Below are 14,028 nucleotides of genomic sequence, written 5' to 3'. Positions count from 1 at the left end.
AAGTAAGCTTTCGCTAAAGCAAAATAGAGATTTCTATAGAACACTACAATACCTTTACGAGGTAACACATTCATCAACCCAGGCTTTGCAGGCTTGTTTGTAACCAGTACCTTTGCTCCACTTTTTTAAAAAGTAAGCAATGAGCACACAACATTTATCTGAGCAGGAAATCATAAGAAGAGAGAAAAGAATTGAACTGGAAAAGCTGGGCATTAATCCCTATCCGCCTGAAGCTTTCCCGGTAACGCACACCGCCGCACAGATCAGAAATAATTTTTCTGAAGAAACCAAGGACCAGTTTGCAGATATAAGTTTTGCCGGCAGAATAATGAGCATACGTGATATGGGCAAAGCCTCTTTCGCGGTGTTACAGGATAATACCGGTCGTATTCAGATTTATGTAAAACGGGATGATATATGCCCGGGTGAAGACAAAACATTATACAATACTGTTTGGAAAAAATTGCTTGATATAGGAGATATTATTGGCGTGAAGGGGTATGGATTTATTACCAAAACAGGAGAAATATCCATACATGTAAGCAGCTTTACAGTTCTATCAAAGTCGCTTAAGCCATTGCCGGTTGTTAAGGAAGCCGATGGTCAAAGCTTTGACGCGGTTACCGATCCCGAATTTAAATACCGCCAACGCTATGTTGATCTTATCATCAATCCCCAGGTTAAGGATACTTTTATAAAACGTACGGTAATGATCAACACTATCCGTGAGTATCTTAACAATCACGGGGCATTAGAGGTTGATACACCGGTTTTGCAAAGCATTCCCGGAGGAGCTGCTGCCCGGCCCTTCATCACGCATCATAATGCGCTGGATATTCCTTTATACCTGCGCATCGCCAATGAACTGTATTTAAAAAGACTGATCGTTGGCGGCTTTGACTGGGTATATGAATTCAGCCGCAATTTCAGGAACGAAGGCATGGACCGTACCCATAATCCTGAATTTACCATTCTTGAATTTTATGTAGCATATAAAGATTATTTCTGGATGATGAATACAACAGAAGCGCTTTTGGAAAAAGCGGCTGTTGCTATGCATAATACTACCGATGTACAGGTGGGCGATAAAACCATCAGCTTTAAAACACCATTCAAACGTGTATCTATACATGATGCTATTAAAGAACATACGGGCATTGATGTGAGCGCTATGAATGAAGATGAACTAAGAGCAGTATGCAAACAACTGCATGTAGAAAACAAACCTAATATGGGCAAGGGCAAACTGATTGATTCCATATTTGGGGAAAAATGTGAACATCACTATATACAACCAACTTTCATTACAGACTATCCTGTTGAAATGAGCCCGCTTACTAAAAAGCATCGTGAAAAAGCCGGGCTGGTTGAGCGATTTGAATTAATGATCAACGGAAAAGAAATCGCCAACGCGTATTCAGAACTTAATGATCCGATAGATCAGCGTGAGCGTTTTGAAGAACAATTAAAGCTGATGGAGCGCGGCGATGATGAAGCAATGTTTATTGATCACGATTTTTTGCGGGCTCTTGAATATGGCATGCCGCCTACTGCGGGTATTGGCATTGGTATAGACAGGTTGTGTATGCTGCTTACCAACCAGGCTTCCATACAGGATGTTTTATTTTTCCCGCAAATGCGGCCGGAAAAAAGAGAAGGAGAAGCACAGGCAATACAGGAAAGCTAAGCAGGATTATTTCCAATGATACTTATCTCTTTTGTCCTGCTTTTCGGGCATATAGCGTGCTGGTAACAACAGATGCTTATAGTGTGTTGATCATAGAATCTATTGATATTGCATATGCTATAGAAATATCTCACAAGCTGTTCCCTGAAATATTTTATCTTTTCTGCATCTGCACCAGTATTGCACAAATCACAAAGCAAACATTTTCTTAATCTAAAAGAAAAGGTTAACCCCAGGGATTTGCACATATCCCAATAAAAAAAACTGCAGCAAAATGCTGCAGGCCCTCTTCATAAAAAACAATTTTATCCATTCACCACAAGGCGGAAACCATTGCCATGAATATTCACGATCTCGATATTATCGTCTTCTTTTAAATACTTTCTCAGCTTTGCGATATACACATCCATGCTCCTTCCATTAAAATAAGTATCACTACCCCATATTCTTTTCAACGCTATTTCACGCGGCAATAAATCATTCTTATACTCTGCCAGCATACGGAGCAATTCATTCTCTTTAGGTGAAAGGGTTTGCGTTTTGCCTTCTACACTCAGCTCTCTGAGTTTCGGATTGAAATGATATTTGCCTAAATCAAACTCAACATTCGCTGTATCCTTGCTCAAATCCTCATTGCGTTTCAGGATGGCTTTTATTTTCAGCAATAAAACTTCGCTGTCAAAAGGCTTGGTAATATAATCATCCGCGCCAAGTTTATATCCCTGTATAATATCTTCCTTCATTGTTTTTGCAGAAAGGAAAAATAATGGAATATCAGGATTGATGTCTCTTATTTCTTCGGCTAATTTAAAGCCATCCATATTAGGCATCATCACATCCAAAAGGCAGAGTTCAAACTTTTCGCGTTGAAACGCCGCTAAGCCAAGCCGCCCATCTCTTTCAAGCGTTACATCATAATCATTCAATTCAAGATAGTTTTTCAAAACCAATCCAAGATTCGGATCATCCTCGCATAATAAAATTTTGTGCTTTTGCGCTTCCATAATCAAAATATTTAATTCAAAATAAATATAATCATTTCCTGCTTACGTATTACCATCAATAAAGTTTTGTTAAACCCTTTTTTTGAGATATCAATGAAGCAGCATTTTTAAAAACATGAATCTTTATTTTTGTTGCAAAAAATATGAGACTTACACCTGAAAATAAATTCAAAAAGTTAGTAGTTATTGGTGATAGGGTGCTTATTAAACCTGTGCATGGTAATGAGCGCACTGCCAGCGGTTTATATCTTCCCCCCGGTGTGCAGGAAAAGGAAAAAGTGCAACAGGGATATGTAATAAAACATGGTCCGGGTTATGCTATCCCGATGCCTGTTGAAACAGAAACCTGGAAGGCGGAAGAAGAGCAGGTAAAATATATTCCCTTACAAGCCAGGGAAGGGGACCTGGCTATATTTCTTTTAAGCGGTGCCACTGAAGTAATGTATGAGAACGACAAATATTTTATTGTGCCTCAGAGCGCCATCCTCATGCTGGAACGCGAAGAAGAACTTTAAAACATTTCAACTATCTTTCCCTAAAAATTTCCATTATGCCTGATAAAAACGGCTTTATTGATTCCATTAAAGCAGGATATAGTTTTAAAGGAGAAAGTTTTCCGCTTGGGGGCGCCATGCTTGATGGCGAAGTTCTGGAGGGGACCTTCGTTCAGCTGCCATTAAAAACAATGAACCGCCACGGGCTGATTGCCGGCGCAACAGGCACCGGAAAAACAAAAACCCTGCAGGTGATTGCCGAAGGACTAAGCGATGCCAGTGTTCCGGTTTTGATGATGGATATCAAAGGTGATTTGAGTGGCATAGCGGAAGCAGGCACAGAAAATGATAAGATAAAGGAACGTTATAGCAGGATAGGGCTTACCTGGTCTGCAAGAGCATACCCGGTAGAACTGATGACGCTTAGTAATGAAAAAGGCGTTCGTTTAAGGGCTACCGTTACTGAGTTTGGTCCAATACTGATTTCAAAAATTCTTGGATTAAACGATACCCAGCAGGGGCTGGTAGCAATGATATTTAAGTATTGCGATGATAATAAGATACCATTGCTGGATCTTAAAGACTTTACCAAAATATTACAGTATGTAAGCAATGAGGGCAAAGCGGAGCTTGAAAAAACCTATGGCAAAATAGCAACCACAAGCACCGGCACTATTTTACGCAAAGTGATAGAACTGCAGCAACAGGGCGCTGATGTTTTTTTTGGCGAACCATCTTTTGAGGTAGATGATTTGATGCGGATAAGTAATGATGGCGGCGGCATAATAAATATACTGAGGGTAACGGATATGCAAAACCGCCCAAAGCTGTTTTCAACTTTTATGCTGCAACTGCTTGCAGAGCTATATGCCGTATTGCCCGAAGCAGGAGACCTTGATAAGCCTAAACTGGTTTTATTTATTGATGAAGCTCATCTCGTATTCCAGGAAGCAACCCAGGCTTTGATGCAGCAAATAGAAACGGTTATTAAACTCATACGCTCAAAAGGTGTTGGCATTTTCTTTTGCACGCAAAACCCGCAGGATGTACCGGCTTCTGTGCTCAGCCAGTTAGGGTTAAAAGTGCAGCATGCGCTGCGTGCTTTTACCGCTGCTGACCGTAAAACCATAAAACAGGCCGCAGATAATTATCCGGAAACAACTTATTATAAGGTTGAAGACCTTATCACTCAAATGGGTATAGGAGAAGCCTTTGTTACATTATTAAATGAAAAAGGTATTCCAACTCCTTTAGTGCATACTATGCTTGCTTCTCCTCGTTCAAGAATGGATATACTGACAGATGGAGAAATTGATGGGTTCATAAAACAATCAAAGCTTGTAAAGAAATATGAAGAAACTATTGATAACGAAAGTGCTTACGAGATAATTAATGACAAATTAGCAGAAGCCGGGAAGAAGTCGCAGGAAGAAAAAACAACTTCCAGGAAGGAGAAAGAACCGCCCTCTGTTATTGAAAAAGTATTAGATAACTCTGTAACCCGGCAGGTGGGAAGAACTGCCGCATCTATCATTACCCGCAGTTTGTTAGGCGCTTTAGGTTTGGGCGGGCGAAGCTCTAAAAAGAAAAGCAGTTGGTTTTAGGATCAAATTGTCAGGTTGTACATTTTTACAATAAACATTTAATTTTTTTCTAAAAAGATCGCATTTTATACAACACAAAAAATTAAATAGATACCACGAAAAGGGTATTGCAGGAATATATATCCTGTATATCTTTGACTCGGTTTTTCATAGGATATTGGATTTTAAAAACGGGCTGGATTTTTATCCTGGCCCTTTTTTTTTATACAGAGTTTCCCTGAATTATCTTCCGTCATACTGAGTATATTTTCTCCAATAAGATGATCAATAATATTCCAGAGTTTTTGTTCTTCGGTTATGCCTAACTGTTGTACCAGTTCTTTAACTGTTGCCGGAGTTTTTTGAAGCAACGTAATTACCTGTAGTTCAAGTTGTGAAAATTCCTTTCTTGATATACTGTATTTTCTCTTTTTTGAAAGACAATTATCACACACGCCACAATCTTTAGCAGTCGTATCTCCAAAATAATTTGCGATGATTTTTGCACGGCACGTCGTTGCGTCTTTCACATAATTTGTGATAGAGGCAATTTGCGACACCAACGCACCTTTCCTTTCATTATAATGCTGCAGATTGATGGCTAAATTTTCTGCTGCTGGTCTTTTATATAAAAACTGTATCTGCGGTTGATCTTTTTGCGGTTGATAACTAATAATATTTTTCTGTGCCAGCTTTATCAAAGCCTTTATAAACTTGTTTGTATCAACCTTCAAAATACCTGCGAGTTCTTTTTCATTTACAGGTACCGGTGCATCAAATATGCCGCCATAAGAGCGAAGCAGCACTTTTATGTACGGCTCCGCTGCAGGATAATCCTTTTCAAAATCTTCAAGCGTATTTTTGCTGCAGGTAAATGTAACAGTTGAAGATAAAAACACCTGCTCATTATAGGTGAGCAGCCCATCCTGCTCCAACGCTTTTATTGCGTAGATGGTAGTAAGCGGTGCAAGTTTAAATGCCTTAACAAATTCCTGTATATTAAAATCGAAATATACGTCTTCACCCGCACCGGCAGGCACCTGCAAATAATTTACCAGCGCCTGGTATATTTTCTTTATTTCTGTGAGAGATGGAAATTTTATTCCGGGGAGCTTTTCCAACTCCCTGATATCATTATCATGATATAATAAAACAGCGTAGGATTTTTTTCCATCACGTCCTGCACGACCGGCTTCCTGGTAATAACTCTCTAAACATTCGGGTATATCCACATGAACAACCAATCGTACATCAGGCTTGTCTATGCCCATGCCAAAGGCATTGGTGCATACCATTATTCTTGTGGTATTGTTCAGCCACTTATCCTGTTTTTCGTTTCTTTGTTCGTGCGTAAGCCCCGCGTGATAGTAATCTGCTTTTATATTATGCAGCTGCAATAATTCGGCAATCTCTTTTGTTCTCTTCCTGTTCCTGCAATATACAATACCGCAACCCTGTACTTTGTTTACAATATCCAGCAGCTTATTGATTTTTACTTCCACATTCAATACACTGTATGAAAGATTAGAACGCTCATACGATAATTTAAAAACCTGCTGATGTGTAAATTCAAGTTTCTCACAAATATCTTTTTGTACGGACTCTGTGGCCGAAGCGGTTAACGCCAGCACCGGCACACCTGGTTTTTCTTTTCGTATATCTGCAATAGCCAGATAGGCAGGTCGAAAATCATAACCCCATTGCGAAATACAGTGCGCTTCATCAACAGCAATAAGGTTAAGCAACAACGCAGGCAAATATTCTTTAAAGAAACTCGTTTGTAATCTTTCAGGAGAAACATACAGGAATTTATAATTGCCGTATAATGCATTATCCAGTGTTTTCTTTACTTCAGGGAACGGCATGCCGGAATGAATTGCCAGTGCCAGTATGCCTTTTTCTTTCAGCTTAGCGACCTGATCCTTCATCAGCGCGATAAGCGGCGTTACCACCAGGCATATTCCTTTTTTCGCCAATGCCGGCACCTGGAAGCTGATAGACTTACCTCCACCCGTAGGCATAATAGCTAAGGTATCATTGCCATCTAATACTGATGTAATGATATCTTCCTGCAATGGGCGGAATGTGTTATACCCCCAGTTGGTTTGTAATATGGAATGAATATCTGCCAGTAGAAAAGTTTAACAGCAAATATCAGTGAAAGTAAGAAGTGAACGAAATGCGTTTTATTTGCAGATGGGTTATCGGAAAAATATATGGATCGCAGGATTATTTTTAATAACATTGATTTCCTGCTGTTCCCGGAAAAACATTGTCAAAAATCCTCTTTTAAGTGATGGCAATCCTATTATTATGGGCGACCCTTTTATGTATAAGTATAATAACCGTTATTATCTTACCGGCACTTATGGTTCTGCCAACGAAGGGTTCCCGTGTTATATCTCTGATGATATGATACACTGGAAATTCAATGGCATGCTGTGGCAAAAGAATGAAAACAGTTGGGCATCGGAAGCGTTCTGGGCACCTGAGGTAAAATTTTACAACAATAAATTCTATCTTACGTACAGTGGATTAAGTAAAGAAAAGAAGGAGCTGCGTATAGCCCTGGCCGTTAGCGATAACCCCGAAGGACCTTTTAAAGATTTGCATGCTCCCTGGTTTGATTTTGGCTTTGGCGCTATTGACGGCGATATATTTGTAGATCGCGATCAACCCTATTTATACTTTAGTATGAATGGCTTTAAAGACGGGTATAGTTTCGGAATTATATATGGGGTAAAATTAGCAAAGGATTTGTCTGCCCCTGTTGGCGACACGGTTAAACTGCTGGAAGCTTCCCAACCCTGGGAGCAGGTTAACTGGGAGCATAACCGCTGTAATGAAGGCCCTTTTGTTTTTAAATATAATGATACCTATTACATGACCTATTCAGGCAATCATACGTTTGAGCGAAATTATGGAATCGGTTATGCTACGGCATCTTCCCCGCTTGGTCCATGGACTAAAGCTGATGAAAATCCTATTGCCACAAAAGATACCATACAGCATATTTCTGGTATAGGACACAATTCGCTGCTGCCCACAAAGCATGAAAACAAAAAGCTCATCATATACCATACGCATGAAGACCCCAAACAACCGGAAAACCAGAGAAGAAATGCCAATATAGGATTAATAAAAATTGACAAAAAAGGCAAGCTGCATTTTGTTCCGGAGGTTAAATAAAGTGCAATAACCAATAAAAATCCTATCTTAACCCTTTAACACTATATCTTTTGCTATATGCAACAACACAAATTCAGCCGCAGGGCATGGAGTAAATTAATGTTAACAGGTTTTGCCGGATCTGTACTTCCTTCCGCGCTTTCTGCAAATAATTTATCATTCAAAGCATCTTTTATTTTAGGCGTTCAAAGCTATAGCCTGCGCGATAAGTCAAGAGAAGAGACAATACAGATCATGAAAGAACTGGGCATTAAAAGCTGTGAAGTATGGCAGGGACATATTGAGCCGCGGGAATTTCAATGGGCAAGAAATATTACCGCGGAACAATTAAAAGAGCGCCAGGACTCGCTGGTTAAATGGAAACAGCAGCTTGACATGAAAGAAATAGCCACGATGTATAAGCAATTCAAAAATGCCGGTATAAAAATACAGGCATACAGCGCCAATATGAATGATAGTACTTCCGACCATGATGTGGAACTGAATTTTAAAATAGCCAAAGCGCTGGGAACGGATACGCTTACTACATCAGCCACCATCACTTCAATGAAAAGAATTGATGCGTATGCCCAGAAGTATAAGATAAAAGTAGGTATGCATAACCATTCCAATGTTGACAGACCGAATGATTTTTCAACACCGGAAAGTTTACAAAAAGCAATGGAAGGTTGTTCATCTTTTACACGCATCAACCTTGATATCGGGCATTTTGTTGCTGCTAATTTAGACCCTGTTGATTTTATCAAAAACAACCATGATAGAATAGTTTGCCTGCATGTAAAAGACCGCAAAAAGAACCAGGGTGAAAATGTTCCTTTTGGTGAAGGTGATACTCCTATAAAACAGGTGCTGGAGCTGGTAAGAGATAATGGCTGGCCGATTCCCGCAAATATTGAATATGAATATGGCGGCGCTGATACCAAAACAGAGTTAGGTAAATGCATGCAGTATTGCAGGGATATTATTGATGGGAAGTAAAGTCGCCAGGCGACAAGATACCTGTGCGTGGCGAAAATGCCTTACGGCTTACCTGCCGCAGGCATGGCAGTCGGGGATGCCACGCACAGCAGACATACAACTGAATCGCTGTGCTAACTGTCTTTGGCTAGCGCAGCAGCCCACCGCTGATTGCCGAAAGCTGATTGCCATTCCTACACCACTTTCTTCACAAACAATCTTCCTGAATTAATCGCCAGCACCACATCACTCAGCCCCATCACCAATGCGCCAAACATCGGGCTGAGAAACCCAAAAGCCGCCAGCGGGATAGCTACTATATTATAGCAAAATGCCCAGAAAAGGTTTTGTTTGATGGTAAGAAAAGTATGCTTACCCAGGCCTAATGACAGCGGTAGATTTTTCAATCCATGATTCATAAGTACCACATCAGCGGTTTGCACGGCTATATGTGAGGCATCGCTCAATGAAATACCAATAGTGGCTTTTGCCAAAGCCGGCGCATCATTTATACCATCACCTATCATGGCAGTTGGCGCCTGTTTTGTCAGCCTTTCTATATGAGCAAGCTTTTGTTCAGGTGTTTGTTCAGCTATCACTTCATCAATACCCACTTCACCGGCTATAGCTTTTGATTTAGCCTCGCTGTCGCCGCTTAGCAAATATGTTTTTATCCCTTTTGCCTTTAGATACTGTACTACGGTTTTTGCTTCCGGGCGTATATCATCTTTTACATCAACCCAGCCAACAAGGCTTTTGTTTTTCAGTACATATACATTATGCGATTTATCATCGCTGATGCCTTCAGTCACTTTAAATGAGCCGGCTATATATTCATCTCCTTCTTTACTGGTAGCTTTCATGCCCAGCCCTTTTACTTCTTCAATCTTATCCCAGCGTATATCTCCTTTCATTTTCCAGGCGGCCGTTATGCTTTTTGCAATGGGGTGATTGGAATATTTTTCGAGAGAAAAAACAATCCGTTTAAATTCCTCCTCGGTTAAATTACTATCTGCTATTTTAAATGCAGCTACTGTTAATGCCCCGGTGGTCAGCGTGCCTGTTTTATCAAATACCACCTGGCTGATATCTTTAAATAATTCAAGGCTTGTAGCATTGCGGAATAATACGCCACTGCGGGCTGCACGTCCTAAGCCTACCGCTACAGCGGCCGGTGTTGCCAGTCCTAACGCACACGGACAGGCAATAACCAGCACCGCAATGCTCCGCATTAATGATGCTGTAAAATCATGCAATACCCAATAGTTAATAATAAACGTGAGCACCGCAATTGCTATTACTGCCGGCACAAAAATGGCACTCACTTTATCTGCCATTTGCTGCACTGGTGGTTTTTCTCCCTGCGCCTGCTTTACCAGGTTTACAATATTTGCCAATGCTGAATCAGAAGCAGCCGCTGTTACCTGGGCTTTTACTGTACCATTCACTACAAGGCTTCCGCCTATCAATAAATCTTTAGCGTGTTTATCAACAGGCAGGCTTTCCCCTGTAATAATAGCTTCATTTATACTCGCATCACCCCATAAAATTTTACAATCCGCAGGCACCTGTTCACCACTTTTGATCAATATAAGATCTCCTGAACGCAGGTCAGCATTGTCAACCGGCATAATTACTTCCTGGTGATTCTCGTCAAAGGCTATCATATTGGCAACAACCTTCTGCGATTTGGCCAGTTTGTTCAATGCTTTCTGGGTTGATTGTATAGAAGCGCTTTCAAGGTAATTACCAAAGAAAACCAGCGTGATTATGGTAGCCGCGGTTTCATAAAAAAGGTAATCCTCCCCGAGGTTTTGTAAAGTGCCGATCAGGCTATATGCAAAAGCCGCTGTTGCACCAACCGCTATCAATACATTCATATTAGGCATACCATTCCGCAAGCTCTTGATAGCGCTTTTGCCAAAATAACCCATACCAATAATATATACGGGTGCACACAAAGCCAATTGTACCCAGGGGTTCATCAGCCAATGCCAGCCCAGTACGCCATGAAACATGTGCAGCAACAATACAATAGTAAAAGGCAGGCACATTAGGGTATATCTTAAATGTATATTGATAGCAGGCTTTGCAGGCACCGATCCGTTATCTGTAATATTGCCTGCCACCTTATATCCTAAACCTTCCACACCCTTTTGTATTTGTGCAGGCGTGCTTTTGCCATTTATCTGAAAAGCTACATCGCCATCTACAAAATTTACTTTAATAGCAGTAGCGCCTTCTTTCTCCAGATAGCGCCTTACGGTTAATGCACAATTGGTGCAATCCATTCCTTCTACTTTCCAATGTATATTTTCCATGCCGCAAAATTAATTTGAAGCTATATGGTGAACGAATTGCAGCAGGAATATCTTTGCAACATAGTAGCAGTAAAGGCTGAAAAAGCCAATTATCTTTGCAACCTTGTAGCATTCAATATATGTATGGAGATTATAACAGCGCTTGAAAAAATTGGAGAAGCCGCCAATACTTTTTGGCAAAACGTTGATGGTAAAGTTTTTGCTTTTGAAGGAGAAATGGGCGCCGGCAAAACTACTTTTATCACAGCGCTCTGTCACGCCAAAGGGGTTAAAAACCCGGTAAGCAGCCCTACTTTTTCACTGATCAATGAATATAGCTATACCGAGAACGGGGTTACGCGTCCTATTTATCATATAGACTTCTACCGGATAAAAAACGAGCAGGAAGCCATAAATGCAGGCATTGAGGATTGCCTGTACTCCGGCAATATATGTTTTGTGGAATGGCCGCAAAAAGCGCTTAATATTTTACCGGAAAATACCGTGCATATTTACATTGAAGTATTAAGTGAAAATACGCGGCTTTTGAAAATTGATTTTCACAGGTGATTTTTTTGTAAATTGTCCGCTCAAATCTATCGCGATTATGCCGGCAGAAAAGCCATTTGTGGGAGCTTCCTTCAGCTATGAAACATTAGAAGAGACCCTGGATATTAAACCCCGCGAAGCCCAGTTATTGATTGGACTTCCGAGGGAAAATACTTTTAATGAAAACCGTATAGCGCTTACGCCTGATGCTATAAATGTATTGGTGAGCAATGGTCACAGGGTAGTGGTGGAGCACAGGGCCGGCGAGGGTGCTCATTTTTCTGAAAAAGATTACAGCGATGCCGGCGCTAAAATTGCCTATGATAAGAAAGAAGTTTTTCAGTGCGATCTTATTATGAAGTCCGCACCGGTAAACGAATGCGAACTGGAGCTTTTGAAGCCGGATCAAACGATCATCTCCCCTATTCATTTACCTGTAATGAAAACATCCATCCTGCAAAGCATGATGGAAAAGCGCATTACAGCACTTTCTTTCGAAAACTTTAAAGACGACTCAGGGCATAACCCTATTGTAAGAAGCATGAGTGAAATTGCGGGCAGCGCGGTTATGCTGCTTGCCGGTAATTATTTAAGTAATGCCAATAACGGAAAAGGAATGTTGCTGGGAGGTATTTCAGGAATCCCGCCAACCAAAGTAGTGATTATTGGCGCAGGTATAGTAGGCGAATATGCAGCACGTACTGCACTTGCAATGGGCAGCAGCGTGAAAGTGTTTGACAATAATATTTACAAGCTCAAGCGCATGCAGGGCAATATAGGGGTTCGCATGTGGACCTCTGTTATCGAACCTAAAATATTAGCGAAACAGCTAAAAACCTGCGATGTGGCAGTAGGTGCTTTGTCCTCTTCGGGAGGAAGAACGCCGATTGTTGCTACAGAAGAAATGGTTTCTATTATGCGGCCCGGAAGTGTGATACTGGATGTTTGTATTGACCGTGGCGGCTGTTTTGAAACTTCTGAAATCACCTCACATGAAAACCCTGTTTTTCTTAAACACGGCGTAATTCATTACTGCGTACCCAATATACCCTCAGGTTTTGCACGCACTGCCTCCCAGGCTATCAGCAATGTGCTGATGCCCTTATTGCTGGAAATTGGCGATGAAGGCGGCCTTGAAAAGCTGGTATGGCATAAGTTTAATATCCGCAGCGGTATTTATCTGTTTAAGGGGGCACTTACCAATGTGTATCTCAGCCAGCGGTTTAATTTAAAATATACTGATTTGAATTTACTGATCGCAAGCAGGAGATAAACCATCTCCAGGATAAAACCATACATCTTATTTATTCTATAAGAAAAGCCATCCTTATCGGATGGCTTTCTTCTTTATAATATTTCAATAAATCAATTTATTGCTTAGGCTCAAGCAGCTTAAAGAACTGATCAAGCTGAGGCAGGATAGCTATCCTTGTTCTGCGGTTTGCAGCTCTTCCGGTAGCAGTATTGTTGTCAGAAACAGGAATGTACTCACTACGTCCTGCAGCTACCATTTTAGCTGGTTCTATGCCATATTGTTTTTGCAGAACTCTTACAACAGATGTAGCTCTTTTAACACTCAGATCCCAGTTGTCAAGTAAAACACCTTTACTGTAGCTAAGATTATCTGTGTGTCCTTCAACCATAAATTCAATATTTGGTTGAGCTTTCAATACCTGTGCAACCTTTCCTAATACTTCTTTTGCTTTATCGGTAATATCGTAGCTGCCACTTTTGAAAAGAAGTTTGTCAGAAATGTCGATAAACACTACACCTTTATCAACTTTTACATTAATATCCTGGTCATCAAGATTACCAATAGCTCCTTTAAGGTTCATTACAAGCGCCATATTTAAAGAATCTTTACGCGCCATAGCAGCCTGCAGATCCTGGATATACGCATCTTTAGCACCTATATTCTCAAGAGATTTTTTGATGCTTTCAGCCTGTGCAGTAGAAATAACTGAGAGATCTTCCAACTGTTTTAAAGCAGTTGTATTGTTTTCTTTGAGGAAAGCAAGTTGTTTGTTCAAATCAGCAATCTGTGCTTCATAGGCCGTCTTCTGACGTTCAGCTTCTGCTTTGGTATCTTCACAAAGCTTAAAATCACCCTGCAATTTTGAATGTGCCTGGTTTAGGGAGTCTAACTGCGCCTGTGCAGCTTTAAATTTTTTGCTGCTCACGCAAGAAAACAGGAAGGCAGGAGCAACAGCCAAAAGAAAAAAATACTTCAATTTCATTTCGTTGTTTTTTGAGATGTTAGGTATT

At 40.7% G+C, this 14,028-nt stretch carries 11 protein-coding genes; 7 read left to right on the top strand and 4 right to left on the bottom strand.

The features are described 5' to 3' along the window. Window positions 1-139 precede the first annotated feature (139 nt). On the top strand, window positions 140-1,687 hold the full coding sequence (gene lysS, locus DC498_RS23070; RefSeq protein ID WP_116876517.1) for a lysine--tRNA ligase: 1,548 nt from the start codon (window positions 140-142) through the stop codon (window positions 1,685-1,687). Between the two features lie 305 nt (window positions 1,688-1,992). Here the strand turns inward: lysS and DC498_RS23065 are convergent, their stop codons facing one another. Beyond that, window positions 1,993-2,691, bottom strand: coding sequence for a response regulator transcription factor (locus DC498_RS23065; protein ID WP_116876543.1), 699 nt, complete (start codon window positions 2,689-2,691; stop codon window positions 1,993-1,995). Window positions 2,692-2,834: 143 nt separating this feature from the next. Between DC498_RS23065 and DC498_RS23060 the strand changes: the two genes are divergently transcribed. Beyond that, entirely contained in the window at window positions 2,835-3,206 is a 372-nt protein-coding gene (locus DC498_RS23060; protein WP_116876516.1) for a co-chaperone GroES, read from the top strand. Between the two features lie 35 nt (window positions 3,207-3,241). Beyond that, window positions 3,242-4,789, top strand: a complete 1,548-nt coding sequence (locus DC498_RS23055; protein ID WP_116876515.1) for a helicase HerA-like domain-containing protein — start codon at window positions 3,242-3,244, stop codon at window positions 4,787-4,789. Between the two features lie 164 nt (window positions 4,790-4,953). Here DC498_RS23055 and DC498_RS23050 read toward each other — a convergent pair whose 3' ends face one another. Next, entirely contained in the window at window positions 4,954-6,882 is a 1,929-nt protein-coding gene (locus tag DC498_RS23050) for a RecQ family ATP-dependent DNA helicase (RefSeq protein WP_255415865.1), read from the bottom strand. Between the two features lie 43 nt (window positions 6,883-6,925). Here DC498_RS23050 and DC498_RS23045 point away from each other — a divergent pair, with 43 nt between their 5' ends. After that, entirely contained in the window at window positions 6,926-7,957 is a 1,032-nt protein-coding gene (locus tag DC498_RS23045; RefSeq protein WP_116876513.1) for a glycoside hydrolase family 43 protein, read from the top strand. 57 nt (window positions 7,958-8,014) lie between these two features. Continuing rightward, window positions 8,015-8,935, top strand: coding sequence for a sugar phosphate isomerase/epimerase family protein (locus tag DC498_RS23040; RefSeq protein WP_116876512.1), 921 nt, complete (start codon window positions 8,015-8,017; stop codon window positions 8,933-8,935). A gap of 173 nt (window positions 8,936-9,108) precedes the next feature. On the opposite strand, the gene DC498_RS23035 is transcribed toward DC498_RS23040, so the two are convergent. Beyond that, window positions 9,109-11,235: a heavy metal translocating P-type ATPase gene (locus tag DC498_RS23035; RefSeq protein WP_116876511.1), complete on the bottom strand. Its 2,127-nt coding sequence runs from the start codon at window positions 11,233-11,235 to the stop codon at window positions 9,109-9,111. 24 nt (window positions 11,236-11,259) lie between these two features. Here DC498_RS23035 and tsaE point away from each other — a divergent pair, with 24 nt between their 5' ends. Both tsaE and DC498_RS23025 read left to right on the top strand, forming a co-directional pair. After that, window positions 11,260-11,784 (top strand): tRNA (adenosine(37)-N6)-threonylcarbamoyltransferase complex ATPase subunit type 1 TsaE, encoded by a 525-nt coding sequence (gene tsaE / locus DC498_RS23030; RefSeq protein ID WP_240628082.1) that lies wholly within the window; start codon window positions 11,260-11,262, stop codon window positions 11,782-11,784. A 37-nt stretch (window positions 11,785-11,821) separates the two neighbouring features. Next, on the top strand, window positions 11,822-13,036 hold the full coding sequence (locus DC498_RS23025) for an alanine dehydrogenase (RefSeq protein WP_116876541.1): 1,215 nt from the start codon (window positions 11,822-11,824) through the stop codon (window positions 13,034-13,036). Between the two features lie 97 nt (window positions 13,037-13,133). Here the strand turns inward: DC498_RS23025 and DC498_RS23020 are convergent, their stop codons facing one another. Further along, complete coding sequence (locus DC498_RS23020) at window positions 13,134-14,000, bottom strand: OmpA family protein (RefSeq protein WP_116876510.1); 867 nt, start codon at window positions 13,998-14,000, stop codon at window positions 13,134-13,136. Window positions 14,001-14,028: the final 28 nt, after the last annotated feature.

The organism is Terrimonas sp. (assembly GCF_003075435.1).
Classification (GTDB): Bacteria; Bacteroidota; Bacteroidia; order Chitinophagales; family Chitinophagaceae; genus Agriterribacter.
The sequence above is the reverse complement of the archived record's forward strand: the minus strand, read 5'-3'. Positions and strand labels throughout refer to the sequence as shown.

What these genes read in the sequence shown, in the direction of transcription:
- lysS (WP_116876517.1), top strand. Translation starts at nt 140, where the DNA reads ATGAGCACACAACATTTATCTGAGCAGGAAATCATAAGAAGAGAGAAA.
- DC498_RS23065 (WP_116876543.1), bottom strand. Translation starts at nt 2,691, where the DNA reads ATGGAAGCGCAAAAGCACAAAATTTTATTATGCGAGGATGATCCGAAT.
- DC498_RS23060 (WP_116876516.1), top strand. Translation starts at nt 2,835, where the DNA reads ATGAGACTTACACCTGAAAATAAATTCAAAAAGTTAGTAGTTATTGGT.
- DC498_RS23055 (WP_116876515.1), top strand. Translation starts at nt 3,242, where the DNA reads ATGCCTGATAAAAACGGCTTTATTGATTCCATTAAAGCAGGATATAGT.
- DC498_RS23040 (WP_116876512.1), top strand. Translation starts at nt 8,015, where the DNA reads ATGCAACAACACAAATTCAGCCGCAGGGCATGGAGTAAATTAATGTTA.
- DC498_RS23035 (WP_116876511.1), bottom strand. Translation starts at nt 11,235, where the DNA reads ATGGAAAATATACATTGGAAAGTAGAAGGAATGGATTGCACCAATTGT.
- tsaE (WP_240628082.1), top strand. Translation starts at nt 11,260, where the DNA reads ATGGTGAACGAATTGCAGCAGGAATATCTTTGCAACATAGTAGCAGTA.
- DC498_RS23025 (WP_116876541.1), top strand. Translation starts at nt 11,822, where the DNA reads ATGCCGGCAGAAAAGCCATTTGTGGGAGCTTCCTTCAGCTATGAAACA.
- DC498_RS23020 (WP_116876510.1), bottom strand. Translation starts at nt 14,000, where the DNA reads ATGAAATTGAAGTATTTTTTTCTTTTGGCTGTTGCTCCTGCCTTCCTG.